This is a genomic window from Streptomyces sp. NPDC059564, from assembly GCF_042735575.1.
GTDB lineage: Bacteria > Actinomycetota > Actinomycetes > Streptomycetales > Streptomycetaceae > Streptomyces.
In genome coordinates, this window is the sequence record NZ_JBHWBP010000176.1 from 1 (window position 1) to 14,972 (window position 14,972).

A 14,972-nucleotide genomic window follows, 5' to 3' on the forward strand; every position below is an offset into this window, starting at 1 on the left:
TTAATTGCCCTCCGGGCAATCCAGCCGCCGCCCGGCACCATCCAGCCCCGCCCGGGGGCACCTCCCAGCGGTAGCTGGGGGAGTTTGAGGCGCGGGGTCTGGGGCGGAGCCCCAGGGGCTACTGTGCGGGCGCGGTCAGGGTGGGGTGCCAGCGGCGGGCCACCGCCGGGTGGGCTCGGACCCAGCCCTTGAGCTCGTTGCGCCCGTACTCCGCGTGCAGCGGGTTCGACGTGTCCTGCGCGAGCCCCGGCGCCGACCGCAGGTAGTCCCCGGGGACGGTCTCCACCACCGCGTCCAGCCGCGGGTTGTAGAAGAACGGCACCGAGAACCGCTCCACCGCCCCCGGCGGGCTGACCACCCGGTGGTCCGTGGCCCGCAGGTACCCCTCGGTCGCGATCTCCAGCAGCTCGCCCAGATTGACCACGAACGCCCCCGGAAGTGGCGCGATGTCGACGTAGCCGCCGTCCCGGACCACCTGCAGCCCGCCCACCGAGTCCTGCAGCAGCAGCGTGAGGAAGCCGTAGTCCTTGTGCGCGCCCACCCCCTGGTCGGCGCCCGACGGCGCGGATCCCGGGTAGCGGATCAGCTTCGTGTGCAGGTGCGGCCGGTCCGCGAAGGCCGCGTCGAAGAAGTCCGAGGGGGCGCCGATCGAGGCGAGCAGCTCCTGGAGCAGCCGGTGCGCCACCGCCGCCAGCCGCGTCTGCCAGTCGAGGACCACCTCCCGCAGCTCCGGCAGGGCCGCCGGCCACTGGTTGGGTCCCTCCAGCCACAGGTACGCCGGGTCGTCCGGGCCCAGCACCGGCGCCGCCCGCTCCGCGCCGACGTCCAGCTGGTCACGCCAGTCGGAGGCGCCGCCCGTCAGCTCGTGCCCGATACGGGTGTAGCCCCGGAAGTGCGGGGAGTTCAGGTTGCTCACGGCCAGCCGGTCGGCCTCCGGGAGCGCGAAGAAAGCCCTGGTCAGCTCCAGGATCCGGGCGGTCTCCGACTCGGTTATCCCGTGCCCCGTCAGGTACAGGAAACCGGTGTCCCGCGCGGCCGCGTGCAGCTGCTTGAGGAAGTCGGAGCGCTCGGCGGGGTCGTCGGCCCGGGAGAGGTCGATGACGGCGAGCGAGGGAGGAGCGGAGACAGAAGGAGAGGAGGAAGCGTGCGCGGACGGCATGACGGCTCCGTTTCGGGATGTCACGGGGTCCTGTGCCCCAGAGATGGCGGGGCGAGCGGATGGAGCGGGCCGCCGGCAGGGATGGCGCCGGGGCGGCGTGGCCGCGTACAGGACCGAAGTCGGATCGGGGTGGATCAGGCTCGTGCGAGGTCCGGCGGCAGACAGCTCGTGGTGGTGACACGCATGTGGTCCACATGGCGGCGCTTCACGAGATGAACGGTCATACGGTGAGCGTACGCCCGTACCCACCCTTCCCCGTACGGGTTCATCGGGCCTGGCCGGAGAGTGCCCTCCGAGGACCGGCTACGCTGGACCCGTGGCAGTCGTCGATGTTTCCGAAGAGCTGAAGTCCCTCTCCTCGACCATGGGGTCGATCGAGGCCGTCCTGGACCTCGACAAGCTGAGGGCAGATATCGCCGTGCTCGAGGAGCAGGCCGCCGCGCCGTCCCTGTGGGACGACCCGGACGCCGCCCAGAAGATCACGAGCAAGCTTTCGCACCTCCAGGCCGAGGTCCGCAAGACCGAGACCCTGCGCGGCCGCATCGACGACCTCGCGGTGCTGTTCGAGCTCGCCCAGGAGATGGACGACGCGGACACCCTCGCCGAGGCCGAGTCCGAGCTGGTCTCCGTCCGCAAGGCGCTGGACGAGATGGAGGTCCGGACCCTGCTCTCCGGCGAGTACGCCGAGCGCGAGGCCCTGGTCAACATCCGCGCCGAGGCCGGCGGCGTCGACGCCTCCGACTTCGCCGAGCGCCTCCAGCGCATGTACCTGCGCTGGGCCGAGCGCCACGGCTACTCGACCGAGATCTACGAGACCTCGTACGCGGAAGAGGCCGGCATCAAGTCGACCACCTTCGTCGTCAAGGCCCCGTACGCCTACGGCACCCTCTCCGTCGAGCAGGGCACGCACCGCCTCGTGCGCATCTCCCCCTTCGACAACCAGGGCCGCCGCCAGACCTCCTTCGCGGGCGTCGAGGTCCTCCCGGTCGTCGAGACCAGCGACCACGTCGAGATCGACGAGGCCGAGCTGCGCGTCGACGTGTACCGCGCCTCCGGCCCCGGCGGGCAGGGCGTCAACACCACCGACTCGGCGGTGCGCATCACGCACCTGCCGACCGGCATCGTGGTCTCCTGCCAGAACGAGCGCTCGCAGATCCAGAACAAGGCCAGCGCCATGAACGTCCTCCAGGCCAAGCTGCTCGAGCGGCGCCGCCAGGAGGAGAAGGACAAGATGGACGCCCTCAAGGACGGCGGAAGCTCCTGGGGCAACCAGATGCGCTCCTACGTCCTGCACCCGTACCAGATGGTCAAGGACCTGCGGACGGAGTTCGAGGTCGGCAACCCGCAGGCCGTGCTCGACGGCGAGATCGACGGCTTCCTGGAGGCCGGGATCCGCTGGCGCAAGCAGCAGGAGCAGAGCGCGTAAGCAGCAGCGACGAAGGGCCCGGACACCTGAGCGTGTCCGGGCCCTTCGTCATTACGTGTGATCACGCGTGATCGGGGCGCGGTGCGGCCTACGCGGTCCGGGCCACCAGTGCCAGCGCGCCCACCAGCACCACCAGAAGCGCGATGAGCGTCACCGGATTCAGCCCGGCGAAGGGGCTGCCCTCCTGCTGGAGGCGCTCCCGGTTCGCCCGGCACACCGGGCAGCGGCCCTGGCTGACGGGTGCGGCGCAGTTCGCGCACACGAGCCGGTCATATGTCATGCGCTCCTCCTCTCGTCCCCTCGTTTAACGGCACGGGGACCGAGTCCGTTCCCCCTACCACTGTGCCAGCTCCGCCGACATTCGGCGCGGCCCGTCCGGGCAATCACGAAACGCCCCCGCCGGCACCCGGGATAAATCGGGCAACTGTGGATGCCGGGTCCACACCCCGCGCCCGTTCGCGTATGGTCACGCTCACCTACTCCCGGCGACCGTGGTGCACCCGTGATCCGATTCGACAACGTCTCCAAGTCCTACCCGAAGCAGAACCGTCCCGCACTCAGAGATGTCTCCCTGGACATCGCCAAGGGCGAGTTCGTCTTCCTGGTCGGCTCCTCCGGCTCCGGCAAGTCCACGTTCCTGCGGCTGGTCCTGCGCGAGGAACGGGCGAGCCACGGTCAGGTGCACGTACTGGGCAAGGACCTCGCGAAGCTCTCCAACTGGAAGGTCCCGCACATGCGGCGCCAGCTGGGGACCGTCTTCCAGGACTTCCGGCTCCTGCCCAACAAGACGGTGGCCGAGAACGTCGCCTTCGCGCAGGAGGTGATCGGCAAACCGCGCGGTGAGATCCGCAAGGCCGTTCCGCAGGTGCTGGAGCTGGTCGGCCTCGGCGGCAAGGAGGGCCGGATGCCGGGCGAGCTGTCCGGCGGCGAGCAGCAGCGCGTGGCCATCGCCCGCGCCTTCGTCAACCGCCCCGCCCTGCTGATCGCGGACGAGCCGACCGGCAACCTCGACCCGCAGACCTCCGTCGGGATCATGAAGCTGCTGGACCGGATCAACCGGACCGGCACCACCGTGATCATGGCGACGCACGACCAGCAGATCGTCGACCAGATGCGCAAGCGCGTCATCGAACTCGAACAGGGCCGACTCGTGCGCGACCAGTCGCGCGGCGTCTACGGCTACCAGCACTGAAAGGTCCCCAGACGCCATGCGCGCCCAGTTCGTCATGTCCGAGATCGGCGTCGGTCTCCGCCGCAATCTCACCATGACCTTCGCGGTCATCATCTCGGTGGCCCTCTCGCTGGCCCTCTTCGGGGGCTCCCTCCTCATGCGCGACCAGGTCAGCGCGATGAAGGGCTTCTGGTACGACAAGGTCAACGTCACCGTCTACCTCTGCACCAAGAACGACGCCCTCGACGCGGCCGCCGCCCCCGCCGCCGCCGGTTCGGCGCCCGCCGCGGGCAACGGGAAGCCCTGCTCGAAGGGGGCCGTGACTCCCGAGCAGAAGCAGGGCATCGAGGCCGAGCTCAAGAAGATGGCGCTCGTCCAGAACGTCATGTACGAGTCCTCGGACGAGGCCTACAAGCACTACAAGGAGCGCTTCGGCCACACGGCACTGGCCTCCGTCGTCACCCCGGACCAGATGCCGGACTCCTTCCGGGTCAAGCTGAAGAACCCGGAGAAGTACGCGGTCATCACCTCCGCCTTCGCCGGCCGCGACGGCGTCCAGTCGGTGGCCGACCAGAGCAGCGAGCTCGACAACCTCTTCGCGCTGCTGGGCACCCTCAACTGGGCGGCCCTCGGCATCATGCTGATCATGCTGATCGTGGCCCTGCTGCTGATCGTCAACACGGTGCGCGTCTCGGCGTTCAGCCGTCGGCGGGAGACCGGCATCATGCGGCTGGTGGGCGCCTCGGGCTTCTACATCCAGGTGCCGTTCATCATGGAGGCGGCCGTCGCCGGCCTCATCGGCGCGGGCCTCGCCTGCGGCATGCTCGGCGCGGGCCAGTACTTCGTGATCGACCACGGCATCGCCCTGCGCGACAAGCTCCAGCTGATCAACTTCATCGGCTGGGACGCGGTCCTCACGAAGCTCCCCCTGGTCCTGGTCATCGGCCTCCTGATGCCCTCCCTGGCCGCCTTCGTCGCGTTGCGCAAGTACCTGAAGGTGTGACGAGCGCCCCGTGAGCGGTCCGGTCAACGGGCCGTGGGCGGGCGGGGCTTGTCCTAGACTCGGCGGCATGCCGGGACTGGGCGGTGTCTGTCTCCGGCCCCGCGACCTGCGTCGCGGGGCCGTTTTGACGCTGCTCTTCCTCGCCTCCGTGGGGGCCGGTGCGTGCAGTGGCTGCTGGAGTCCGCGCGAGGCGGAGGAGGCGCGGCCGCTCGCGCTCGCGGGCATTCCCGTGCCCGCCCCGCGGGAGAGCGGGACCGCGGACCGGGAGGCCGTCGCACGGGCCGCCGCCGAGGCCGTCGCCGAGGGCAAGTCCGGCAAGAAGGCCGCCCAGGAGGTGGTCAGCCGCAGCGGCGACCGCTGGGGCACCGTCTACGACCAGGGCGAGTACGCGGCCTTCGCCGAGGACCTCGACGGCCGCTGGACCGGGGTCGGCCTGTGGACCGGCCGCCGCCACGACGGCCTGATCGAGGTGGACCGGGTCCAGCCCGACAGCCCCGCCGCCCGGGCCGGGCTGCGCGCCGGGGACCGGCTGCTGAGCGTGGACGGACAGAGCGTGACCGGCCTCGCGGTGGCCGACGTGGTGGCGCTGCTGCGGGGCGATGCCGGCACCCCGGTGGTCCTGGGCCTGAGCCGGGGCGGCGCCGACCTCACCGAGACCGTGCACCGGGAGCGGCTGCACGCCGAGCCGGTGACCGTACGCAGGCTCGCGGACGGGATCACCGTGATCAAGGTGGCCTCCTTCACCCGGGGCTCGGGGGAGCGGGTCCGGGAGGCCGTCCGCGCGGCCCCGGCGGGCGCCGGAGTGATGCTGGACCTGCGCGGCAACCCGGGCGGCCTGGTCACCGAGGCCGTGACGGCGGCCTCCGCGTTCCTGGACGGCGGGCTCGTGGCGACGTACGACGTACGGGGCTCCGAGCGCGCCCTGTACGCCGCGCCGGGCGGGGACACCGTCCGGCCCCTGGTGGCCCTGGTGGACGGCGGCACGATGAGCGCGGCCGAGCTGGTCACCGGCGCCCTCCAGGACCGGGGCCGCGCCGTGACGGTCGGCACCCGCACATTCGGCAAGGGCGCCGTGCAGATGCCCACCGAGCTCCCGGACGGTTCGGTGGCGGAGCTGACGGTGGGCACGTACCGCACGCCGGCGGGCCGCAGCCTCGACGGCGGGGGCATCACCCCGGACCTCGCGGCGGGCGACGGGGCCGAGGAACGGGCCCGCACGGTATTGGGTGGCCTCGGGGTGGGTCCATAGTGCGAAAATGACCGCACTATGGCTAAGGAAAAAGGGCGCAAGCTGATCGCCCAGAACAAGAAGGCGCGGCACGACTACACGATCATCGACACCTACGAGTGCGGGATCGTGCTCACGGGCACCGAGGTCAAGTCCCTGCGTCAGGGCCGTGCCTCCCTGGTGGACGGCTTCGTGTCGGTGGAGGGCCGCGAGGTCTGGATGTACAACGTGCACGTGCCGGAGTACAGCCAGGGCACCTGGACCAACCACAGCGCGCGCCGCAAGCGCAAGCTCCTCATGCACCGGGAGGAGATCGACAAGCTGGAGCGCAAGGCGGAGGAGTCCGGCCACACGGTGGTCCCGCTGGCGCTGTACTTCAAGGACGGCCGCGCGAAGGTCGAGATCGCGCTGGCCAAGGGCAAGAAGGAGTACGACAAGCGGCAGACCCTGCGCGAGAAGCAGGACACCCGCGAGACGAACCGCGCGATCTCGGCGATCAAGCGCAAGCAGCGGGGTACGGTTTAATCACCTGGCACGCGGTGGTCCACTTCGCGTACCATGGCGTCAGCACCGCCCCTTCGGGGGCGGAGCAGCTTGTTAAAAAAACATGGGGATGATCGGTTTCGACAGCGGATGTCGATGCAGGGGAAGCGAGCCGAGGAAGCGGCAATGATCTCGCTAACCATATGTCGCAAACAATAATCGCCAACTCCAAGAGCGATAACTCCCGCTTCACCCTCGCTGCCTAATAACAGTGAGCTGAAGCCTCTGTGAGGAGCGTCAGCCCGGAAGTGGTCCCGGTCCGGATCCTGGCGTCAATTAGGGATCTAAACCTCTAGCCCCGGTCACGGGGGCCTGAGGGAAATCAAACAGTGACTGAGCCCGTCGGAGACTTGTCCGTGTGATCTCCGGGGCCGAGAAAATCGCAGCGGACTGCGCTCGGAGAAGCCCTGCTTCTGCACCGTTGGACGCGGGTTCGATTCCCGCCATCTCCACCACCCCATGTGGGCAAAGGCCCCGCGGCCTCTCGGCTGCGGGGCCTTCGTCATGTCAGGGGCCCTGACGGGGGTCGTCCGTCAGCAGAACGGGACCTTGTCGAGGTTCTGGGCGTAGCGGGCGGCGATCCAGCCGGAGCCGTCGGCCAGCTTGTACCAGATCGAATTGCCGTCCACGGTCTCGCCGTTGACCTTGCACTGGAGCTTCACGACCTTGCCGGTCGCGACCTTGCCGGTCTTCTCGTAGTCGGTGCCGGGGCCGGAGCGGACGCCGAGGCCCTTGCCGGAGGTGACGATGCGGGCCGACGGGGTGCCGTGCTGGCCCTTGTCACCCTTATCGCCCTTGTCACCCTTGTCGTGGTGGCCGCCGCACTTCTTGCAGTGGCCGGGCTTGCCGGTGTCTCCCTTGTCGCCCTTGGGGCCCTGCGGACCCTGGGGGCCGCGGTCGCCCTGGGGTCCCTGCGGGCCGTGGTCGCCCTTGGGGCCGGCCGGGCCGTGGTCGCCCTTCGGGCCCTCGGGGCCCCGGGGGCCCTGCGGGCCGCGGTCGCCCCTGTCTCCCTTGTCGCCCTTCGGGCCGCCGGAGGGGCCGGTGTCGCCCTTCGGGCCCTGGGGGCCCTGCGGGCCGCGGGGGCCGCCGGGGCCCCGGTCGCCGGATTTGCCGGTGTCTCCGCGGTCGCCCTTCGGGCCGCGCTCGCCCTGCTCGCCCCTGTCGCCCTTGGGCCCGCCGGACGGGCCCTGGTCGCCCTTGTCCCCCTTGGGGCCCTGGGAGCCGGTGTCGCCGCGGTCGCCCTGGGGGCCGCGCTCGCCGTGGTCGCCGCGGTCGCCCTTCTCTCCGCGCTCGCCCCGCTCGCCTTGGTCGCCCTTCTCGCCCTTCTCGCCCTTCTCGCCCTTCGGGCCCGGGCGGCCCGGCTTGCCGTGGTGGCCGTCGTGGCCCGGCTTCCCGTCGTGTCCGTCGTGGCCGTCGTCGCCCTTCGGGCCGGTCACCGGGGTGGCGACGGCGAACAGGGCGGGGGCCTGCGAGCCGGCGGCCCACTCGCCGCCGTCGAGCGTCGTGCCCTGCGGGGCGTCCGCGTCCACGTGCACGGTCACCGCCAGCCGCGTCTGCGCGTTCGCCGGGAAGGCGAACCCGGCGCGGGTCCCGGCCTCGCAGGTCAGCCGGCGCGCGTCGGAGGACCGGGTGCAGGAGCCGCCCGCCCGCTGCCCGTTCCAGTAGAACCGGGCCTCGGGGAAGGTGGTCCGCTCCGGGGCGGTGATGCGGAAGGTGCTGCTGCGGGCCGTGTCCTCCCCGTTCGAGGCGGCGATGACCACGCGCCCCGTCTTGCCGGGGGCGATCGAGGGGACGTACGGCTGCGAGAGCGTCAGGTGCGAGGAGTCGGCGGCCAGGGCCGGTGCGACCGGCACCAGGCAGGAGGCGGTGACGGCCGCGACGAACAGGGCCGCCGAAACGGAACGGGAAGCAGGCAAGGGGAGTTCCTCCGCGAAGGGAAGGGCGCTGGGAAGACCCCCCACTTATTGCGGATCATCGACGCCGGTCGTGAGTACCACGCGGGTACGGTCACTCGGGCGCCGGACAAAGAGGGCAGACAGGGCGGCCGCGGCCGGGAGTGCGTAGGCGGTCGTCGTGCCCAGGTGGTCGACGGCGAGACCGGCCGCCGCGGAACCGGCCGCGATGCCCGCGAGGATGGCGGTGACGGCCAGGGTCATGCCCTCGTTGAGCCGGCCCGTGGGGGTCAGGGCCTGGACCCGGGACATGGCCGTGACCATCACCGGGGCCGTCGCCGCCCCCGCCAGCAGCAGGGCCCCGGCCAGCAGCGGCAGCGAGCCGGTGGCCGCCGCCGCCCAGGGCAGCGCCATCGCGCAGGCCAGGGCGAGCAGGCAGACGGCCAGGCTCCGCGGGCGGCGGGTGCCGTAGAGCAGCCCGGCCGCGCACGAGCCCGCCGCCTGCAGGGCCAGCACCGGGCCGGAGGCGGCGCCGAGCCCCAGGCCGGAGAGGTGGGCGACCGAGGTGACCTCCATCGAGCCGAACACCGCCCCGGTGGCGAGGAACAGGCCGAGCAGCGGGAGCAGCGCGCGCAGCGGCGAGGTCCCCCGGGCGGGCCGGGTCCCGGCCGGCGGGGGCTCGGTGGCGCGGTGCGCGGTGAAGGCCAGCATGCCGGTCAGGAGCAGGACCGCGCCGGTGAGGGTGCCCGCCTCGGGGAAGGCGGCCGTGCACAGGAGGGCCGCGAGGACCGGGCCCAGCATGAAGCACAGCTCGTCGGCGGCCTGCTCGAAGGACATCGCGGTGTGCCGGTCGGCCCGGGGCAGCAGGTGGGTCCAGCGGGCCCGGGACATGCCGCCGGTGTTGGGGGTGGTCGCGGTGGCCGCGTAGGAGGCGAAGAGGGTCCAGTCGGGGGCCCCGGTCCGTACGCACACGGCCAGGCAGAGCGAGCCGAGGACGGCGATCACGGTGGCCGGTACGGCGATCCGGGCCTGGCCGTGGCGGTCGATCAGCCGGGCCGTCCACGGCGCGACCACGGCGGTGGCGGCCAGGCCGGTCGCGGTGACCGCGCCGGCGAGGGCGTACGAACCGCGCTGCCCGGCGATCATCATGACCGCGCTGATCCCGAACATGCCCATGGGGAGCCGGGCGAGGAGGCTCCCGGCGGTGAAACCGCGGGCGCCGCGGAGGGCGAAGAGACGGGCGTACGGCCCGGGGGCCCGGGTCCGGGCGGGGGAAGGGGAGGGGGAGGGGGAGGGGGCGGCCAGGACCAGGACCAGGGTGCTTCCGGTCACGGCCATCAGCGGGGTCGTCTGCGGCATGCCACGAGCCTGCGGCCCGGCCCCGGCGCCGGTCCAACACCTGTTCCGGGGCCATTCACGCGCCCGCGTTGTTAGTCTCCGCTCGTGAACTCCCGTGACGTCGTGGACCCCCGGCTGCTGCGCGGCTTCCTCGCCGTGGCCGAGGAGCTGCACTTCTCCCGCGCCGCCGCCCGGCTGCACGTCGCCCAGCAGGCCCTGAGCCGCGACGTACGCCGCCTCGAACGGGACCTGGGCACCGCGCTGTTCCTGCGGACCACCCGCGCGGTGGAGCTGACCCCCGACGGGGAACGGCTGCTGCCCCACGCCCGCGAGGTGCTGCGCGCCCACCGGGAGCTGGCCGAGGCGTTCGCCGGGCCGCCCCGGGCGCTGCTCGTCGACGTCAACACCGACGGGCCCGGCACCGGCCGCCGCGTCCTGGAACGGGCCCGCGAACTCGCCCCCGGCTGCGAGCTGATGGCCCGTTTCGAGAGCGGGCTCACCCACGCCGCCGCCGAGATCGCCGCCGGACGCCTCGACGTCTCCTTCGGGTACGCGGCCGGGCTGGCCCCCGCGCTGCGCGACCGGCTCGCACACCGGCCCGTCCGCTACGAGCCGCTCGCCGTGCTGCTGCCCGAGGACCACGCGCTGGCCGCGCGGGACGACGTACCGCTGGCCGCGCTCGCCGGGGAGACCGTCTACGCGGGGGCCGGGAACCCGCGGACCCTGGAGTGGACCGGACTGGCCCGCGAACTGTTCACCAGGCGGGGGATCGCGCTCGCGCCGCCCGCGCCGGTGGCGGTGGGCAAGGAGGAGTTCCGGCGGGTGATGGCCAAGACCCGCAACCCGGTCCTGGTGACCGTCGGCTTCCCCGAGCTGCCCGGCTGCGTGAAGCGGCCCCTCGTGGACCCCGTACCGCTGTCGCCCCTCGCGATGGTCTGGCCCCGCGGTCTGCGCCACCCCGGCCTGGACGCCCTGGCCCGCGCGGCCGACGGGCTCGCCCGGGCGGGCGGCTGGCTGGAGGTGCCCCCGGGCAGCTGGCTCCCGGCGGCGCTCACACCCGCGACGGCCGGTGGGTGAGCGCGAGGTTTCCCGCCGGTCATCCGGCGCGGCAGGGGCGGAAACGCGCCGTTCGTAGCGTCGACCCCACGGACGCGACAGCTGGGGAGGCGTGTGATGACCCGTACGACCGCACCGCGCGAGGGGGGCCGCTGGATCCAGCGGTGGGACCCGGAGGACGAGACGTTCTGGCGGGAGACGGGGCGGCCGATCGCCCGCCGCAACCTCCTGTACTCCGTGCTCAGCGAGCACATCGGCTTCTCCGTCTGGTCCCTGTGGTCCGTGCTCGTGCTCTTCATGGGCCCCGCCTACGGGATCGACCCCGCCGGGAAGTTCTTCCTCATCGCCACCGCCACCTGCGTCGGCGCCCTGGTCCGGATCCCGTACACCTTCGCCGTCGCCCGCTTCGGCGGCCGCGACTGGACCGTCGTCAGCGCCCTGCTGCTGCTCGCCCCGACCGTGGCCGCGCTCGTGGTCATGGAGCCCGGCACCTCGTACGGGACCTTCCTGGCCGTGGCCGCGCTGACCGGGGTGGGCGGCGGCAACTTCGCCTCCTCCATGACGAACATCAACGCCTTCTTCCCGCTCCGCGAGAAGGGCCGGGCGCTCGGGCTCAACGCGGGCGGCGGCAACATCGGCGTGCCCGTCGTCCAGCTCGCCGCGCTGCTCGTCATCGCCACCGCCGGAGCCGGACACCCGCGCCTGCTGCTCGCCGCGTACGTCCCGCTGATCGTGGCCGCGGCCGGGCTGGCCCTCGTACGCATGGACAACCTGGCGCCCGTACGGAGCGACGCGGGCGCCGTGCGGGAGGCGCTGCGGGAGCGCCACACCTGGATCGTGGCCTTCCTCTACGTCGGCACCTTCGGCTCCTTCATCGGCTACGGGTTCGCCTTCGGACTGGTCCTGCAGACCCGCTTCGGGCACACCCCGCTGCAGGCCGCCTCCCTGACCTTCCTCGGACCGCTGCTCGGCTCCCTGGCCCGGCCGGTGGGCGGGGCGCTCGCGGACCGGTTCGGCGGGGCGCGGATCACCCTGGCCGCCTTCGTGGCGATGGCCGCGGCGACCGGGGTGGTGGTGCTGGCCTCCGTACGGGACTCCCTGCCGGTGTTCCTGACCGGCTTCGTGGCCCTCTTTGCGCTCAGCGGGGCCGGCAACGGCTCCACGTACAAGATGGTTCCCGGGATCTTCCACGCCCAGGCCCTGGCGCGGGGCCTGGAGGGCGTACGGGCGGCCGCGTACGGGCGGCGGCTCTCCGGGGCCGCCATGGGCCTGATCGGGGCCGTGGGGGCGCTCGGCGGGCTCGGCATCAACCTGGTGTTCCGGCAGGCCTTCCAGAACGGCGGCTCCGGGACGGCCGCCTTCCTCACCTTCCTCGGCTTCTACGCGGCGTGCTGCGCCGTCACCTGGGCGGTATACCTTCGCCGGCCGGGGCCGGACCGGGCGGCCGCCGCGGCCGCCGGGAGCACCGCGAAATCGCAGCTCACCCCGGTGTGACCCGGGCCGGGTGCCGGGGCGCGTTACGGCGCCGAAATGCGGTGGAACCGAGTCCGACACGACGCCTTGACAGGCTCGGGCCCCGCGACGTGAGACCCACACCCTCCCCGCACGGGGCACGGCAGCCGAGGCAGGACACCCACGATGGACGAAGCGACGTACGGCCCCCTGGCGGGCTTCACCATCGGCGTCACCGCCGCCCGGCGGGCGGACGAGCTGATCGCCCTGCTGCGCCGGCGCGGGGCGGCGGTGGTGCACGCGCCCGCCCTGCGGATCGTGCCCCTGGCCGACGACGGCGAGCTGATGGCCGCCACCAAGGAACTCATCGACAGCCCCCCGGACGCCGTCGTCGCGACCACCGCGATCGGCTTCCGCGGCTGGATCGAGGCCGCCGACGGATGGGGGATCGGCGAAGGGCTCCTGGAGCGGCTGCGCACCGCCGAACTGCTGGCGCGCGGGCCCAAGGTGAAGGGGGCCGTACGGGCCGCCGGGCTGGTCGAGGACTGGTCGCCGGGCTCCGAATCCCTCGCCGAGGTGCTGGACCGGCTGCTGACCGGCGGGGTCGCCGGCCGGCGGATCGCGCTCCAGCTGCACGGGGAGCCGCTGCCCGGGTTCGTGGAGGCGCTGCGCGCAGGCGGGGCCGATGTGGTGCCGGTGCCCGTGTACCGGTGGATGCCGCCGCAGGATCTCGCGCCGCTGGACCGGATGCTGGATGCCATCGCCGTCGGGGCGCTGGACGCCGTCAGCTTCACCTCGGCGCCCGCCGCGGCCTCGCTGCTGTCGCGGGCGGGGGAGCGCGGGCTGCGGGAGGCCGTGGTGGAGGCCCTGCGCGGGCCGGTGCTGTGCGCCTGCGTGGGGCCCGTGACGGCGCTGCCGCTGCAGGCCGAGGGGGTGGCGACGGTGGCGCCGGAGCGGTTCCGGCTCGGGCCGCTGGTGCAGCTGCTGTGCCAGGAACTCCCGGGCCGGGCGCGGGTGTTGCCGGTCGCCGGGCACCGGCTGGAGATCCGGGGCCAGGCGGTGCTCGTCGACGACGGGCTGCGGCCGGTGCCGCCCGCCGGGATGGCACTGCTGGGGGCGCTGGCCCGGCGGCCGGGCTGGGTGGTGTCGCGGGCCGAGCTGCTGCGGGCGCTGCCGGGGTCGGGGAGCGACGAGCACGCCGTGGAGACCGCGATGGCGCGGCTGCGGGGGGCGCTGGGGGTGCCGGGGCTGATCCAGACGGTGGTCAAGCGGGGCTACCGGCTGTCGCTGGACGCCGGGGAGTGCGGGGGCGGGGGCTAGAGGGCACGGGGCGGAGTCGGTTAGCGTGCCGGGATGATCATTGACGGGGTGGAGATGCGGGGCGTCACGCTCGATGACGCCGCGGGACTGGCCGACGTGGTGGCGCGCAACCGGGCGTACATGAAGCCCTACGAGCCGTGGCGGCCCGAGGAGTTCTACACGGAGGCCGGGCAGCGGGAGCGGATCGAGGGGCTGCTCGCCGAGCGCGACGCCGGCCGGGCACGCCCGTACGTGCTGGTCGCGGGAGGGGTTCCGGTCGGGTCGATCAACCTCGGCTCGATCGTTCTCGGCCCCTTGCGCAGCGGCGGCGTCGGCTACTGGATCGACCGGGACCGGCACGGGAAGGGCCTGGCCACCGCCGCCGTCGAGGAGGTCTGCCGGATCGCCCGCGACGAGGTCGGCCTGCACCGGGTCGAGGCCGGGACCCTGGTCGACAACGTCGCCTCCCAGCGGGTCCTGGCCAAGACGGGCTTCACCGAGTTCGGGCTCGCCCCCCGGTACCTCCACATCAACGGCGCCTGGCGCGACCACCGCCTCTTCCAGCGGCTGCTCCACGACGACCCGCCGCCGGCGCCGTAGCCCCACGCGCGGGGGCTTCCGCAACGCCCGCGCCGACGGCACTCTGGGGAGGTGGCCCACGGCGACCGAGGCGGTGACACGCATGTGGTTCGACTCCGGGCGGGTCTGTCTTGACCTGCTGGCCACCTCGACCCCCCACGGGGACACGGAGGGCATCCGCGACGCCGACGAGCTGGGACTGTGGCTGGTCGGCGCCGGGCTGGTGCCCGACCGGACCCCGCTCGGGCGGCTCGGGCCCGACTGGGTGGCGGCCTTCCGCGGCCTGCGCGCCGATGTGGGCAGCCTCGTACGGGACGAACTGGCCGGAGCCGCCCCCGAGGAGGGCGCCCTGGCCCGGGTCAACGCGGCGGCCGCCGGTCCGCCCCCGGGACTGTGCGCAGTACGGGACCAGGAGGGGCACCTGGTACGGGAGTTGTGCGGCGGGGTGGAGTGCGCCGGCCTGCTCGCGGCGGTGGCCCGGGACGCGGTGGAACTCCTCACCGACCCCGGCGACCTGGCCCTGCTGCGCTCCTGCGAGGGCGACGGCTGCGCCCGCGTCTACCTCGACACCTCCCGCGGCCACCGCCGCCGCTGGTGCTCGAGCGAACTGTGCGGCAACCGCGAACGGGTGGCCCGCCACCGCCGCCGAGTCCGCACGGTGGTGGGGGCGGGGGAGGGGCAGGGGCAGGGGCGGCGGAGCGGGATCTGAGCTGGTCCGGATCAGGGAGGGTATGGGGGTTTCCCGTCCGTCTCATCGTCCTTCCGCGTCGGGCCGGTCCCTCAAGGGCGCTCCCTTCGGTCGCGTCGCTTCGCGATGGCCTACGGC

14 protein-coding genes and 1 other RNA gene are annotated in these 14,972 nt (G+C 73.1%); 11 read left to right on the forward strand and 4 right to left on the reverse strand.

The window, feature by feature from the left end:
- Positions 1 to 118 precede the first annotated feature (118 nt).
- The gene (locus ACFV0Q_RS25585) at positions 119 to 1,159 is read right to left on the reverse strand and encodes an isopenicillin N synthase family dioxygenase (RefSeq protein WP_385008701.1); all 1,041 of its coding nucleotides are present in this window, start codon (positions 1,157 to 1,159) and stop codon (positions 119 to 121) included.
- 316 nt (positions 1,160 to 1,475) lie between these two features.
- Between ACFV0Q_RS25585 and prfB the strand changes: the two genes are divergently transcribed.
- Positions 1,476 to 2,585, forward strand: coding sequence for a peptide chain release factor 2 (prfB, locus tag ACFV0Q_RS25590; RefSeq protein ID WP_385008702.1), 1,110 nt, complete (start codon positions 1,476 to 1,478; stop codon positions 2,583 to 2,585).
- Positions 2,586 to 2,673: 88 nt separating this feature from the next.
- Here prfB and ACFV0Q_RS25595 read toward each other — a convergent pair whose 3' ends face one another.
- Positions 2,674 to 2,865 (reverse strand): hypothetical protein, encoded by a 192-nt coding sequence (locus tag ACFV0Q_RS25595; protein ID WP_385008703.1) that lies wholly within the window; start codon positions 2,863 to 2,865, stop codon positions 2,674 to 2,676.
- Between the two features lie 222 nt (positions 2,866 to 3,087).
- On the opposite strand from ACFV0Q_RS25595, the gene ftsE reads away from it, so the two are divergent.
- The 5 genes from ftsE to ssrA all read left to right on the forward strand — a co-directional run bounded on the left by ftsE (position 3,088) and on the right by ssrA (position 6,985).
- Positions 3,088 to 3,777, forward strand: a complete 690-nt coding sequence (ftsE, locus tag ACFV0Q_RS25600; RefSeq protein WP_030240478.1) for a cell division ATP-binding protein FtsE — start codon at positions 3,088 to 3,090, stop codon at positions 3,775 to 3,777.
- A 16-nt stretch (positions 3,778 to 3,793) separates the two neighbouring features.
- The gene (gene ftsX, locus ACFV0Q_RS25605; RefSeq protein WP_385008704.1) at positions 3,794 to 4,759 is read left to right on the forward strand and encodes a permease-like cell division protein FtsX; all 966 of its coding nucleotides are present in this window, start codon (positions 3,794 to 3,796) and stop codon (positions 4,757 to 4,759) included.
- A gap of 67 nt (positions 4,760 to 4,826) precedes the next feature.
- Positions 4,827 to 6,008, forward strand: coding sequence for a S41 family peptidase (locus ACFV0Q_RS25610; protein ID WP_385008705.1), 1,182 nt, complete (start codon positions 4,827 to 4,829; stop codon positions 6,006 to 6,008).
- An 18-nt stretch (positions 6,009 to 6,026) separates the two neighbouring features.
- Positions 6,027 to 6,512, forward strand: a complete 486-nt coding sequence (smpB, locus tag ACFV0Q_RS25615) for an SsrA-binding protein SmpB (protein WP_267034659.1) — start codon at positions 6,027 to 6,029, stop codon at positions 6,510 to 6,512.
- 84 nt (positions 6,513 to 6,596) lie between these two features.
- Positions 6,597 to 6,985: a transfer-messenger RNA gene (ssrA, locus tag ACFV0Q_RS25620) on the forward strand.
- Between the two features lie 78 nt (positions 6,986 to 7,063).
- On the opposite strand, the gene ACFV0Q_RS25625 is transcribed toward ssrA, so the two are convergent.
- Both ACFV0Q_RS25625 and ACFV0Q_RS25630 read right to left on the reverse strand, forming a co-directional pair.
- Positions 7,064 to 8,446 carry an SH3 domain-containing protein gene (locus ACFV0Q_RS25625; RefSeq protein WP_385008706.1) on the reverse strand — a complete coding sequence of 461 codons (1,383 nt, stop codon included), beginning with the start codon at positions 8,444 to 8,446 and terminating at the stop codon, positions 7,064 to 7,066.
- 45 nt (positions 8,447 to 8,491) lie between these two features.
- Entirely contained in the window at positions 8,492 to 9,781 is a 1,290-nt protein-coding gene (locus tag ACFV0Q_RS25630) for an MFS transporter (RefSeq protein WP_385008707.1), read from the reverse strand.
- 84 nt (positions 9,782 to 9,865) lie between these two features.
- On the opposite strand from ACFV0Q_RS25630, the gene ACFV0Q_RS25635 reads away from it, so the two are divergent.
- The 5 genes from ACFV0Q_RS25635 to ACFV0Q_RS25655 all read left to right on the forward strand — a co-directional run bounded on the left by ACFV0Q_RS25635 (position 9,866) and on the right by ACFV0Q_RS25655 (position 14,855).
- A complete protein-coding gene (locus tag ACFV0Q_RS25635) occupies positions 9,866 to 10,837 on the forward strand; it encodes a LysR family transcriptional regulator (protein WP_385008708.1) in 972 nt (323 codons plus the stop codon).
- A 96-nt stretch (positions 10,838 to 10,933) separates the two neighbouring features.
- Entirely contained in the window at positions 10,934 to 12,310 is a 1,377-nt protein-coding gene (locus ACFV0Q_RS25640; RefSeq protein ID WP_385008709.1) for a nitrate/nitrite transporter, read from the forward strand.
- Between the two features lie 144 nt (positions 12,311 to 12,454).
- Positions 12,455 to 13,588 carry a uroporphyrinogen-III synthase gene (locus ACFV0Q_RS25645; RefSeq protein WP_385008710.1) on the forward strand — a complete coding sequence of 378 codons (1,134 nt, stop codon included), beginning with the start codon at positions 12,455 to 12,457 and terminating at the stop codon, positions 13,586 to 13,588.
- A 33-nt stretch (positions 13,589 to 13,621) separates the two neighbouring features.
- Positions 13,622 to 14,167, forward strand: coding sequence for a GNAT family N-acetyltransferase (locus tag ACFV0Q_RS25650; RefSeq protein ID WP_385008711.1), 546 nt, complete (start codon positions 13,622 to 13,624; stop codon positions 14,165 to 14,167).
- A gap of 82 nt (positions 14,168 to 14,249) precedes the next feature.
- Positions 14,250 to 14,855: a CGNR zinc finger domain-containing protein gene (locus ACFV0Q_RS25655; protein ID WP_385008712.1), complete on the forward strand. Its 606-nt coding sequence runs from the start codon at positions 14,250 to 14,252 to the stop codon at positions 14,853 to 14,855.
- The last annotated feature ends 117 nt before the right edge of the window (positions 14,856 to 14,972 follow it).

Coding starts and splice junctions, on each gene's coding strand:
- ACFV0Q_RS25585 (WP_385008701.1), bottom strand. CDS start 1,159: ATGCCGTCCGCGCACGCTTCCTCCTCTCCTTCTGTCTCCGCTCCTCCC.
- ACFV0Q_RS25595 (WP_385008703.1), bottom strand. CDS start 2,865: ATGACATATGACCGGCTCGTGTGCGCGAACTGCGCCGCACCCGTCAGC.
- ftsX (WP_385008704.1), top strand. CDS start 3,794: ATGCGCGCCCAGTTCGTCATGTCCGAGATCGGCGTCGGTCTCCGCCGC.
- ACFV0Q_RS25610 (WP_385008705.1), top strand. CDS start 4,827: ATGCCGGGACTGGGCGGTGTCTGTCTCCGGCCCCGCGACCTGCGTCGC.
- smpB (WP_267034659.1), top strand. CDS start 6,027: ATGGCTAAGGAAAAAGGGCGCAAGCTGATCGCCCAGAACAAGAAGGCG.
- ACFV0Q_RS25630 (WP_385008707.1), bottom strand. CDS start 9,781: ATGCCGCAGACGACCCCGCTGATGGCCGTGACCGGAAGCACCCTGGTC.
- ACFV0Q_RS25640 (WP_385008709.1), top strand. CDS start 10,934: ATGACCCGTACGACCGCACCGCGCGAGGGGGGCCGCTGGATCCAGCGG.
- ACFV0Q_RS25645 (WP_385008710.1), top strand. CDS start 12,455: ATGGACGAAGCGACGTACGGCCCCCTGGCGGGCTTCACCATCGGCGTC.
- ACFV0Q_RS25650 (WP_385008711.1), top strand. CDS start 13,622: ATGATCATTGACGGGGTGGAGATGCGGGGCGTCACGCTCGATGACGCC.
- ACFV0Q_RS25655 (WP_385008712.1), top strand. CDS start 14,250: ATGTGGTTCGACTCCGGGCGGGTCTGTCTTGACCTGCTGGCCACCTCG.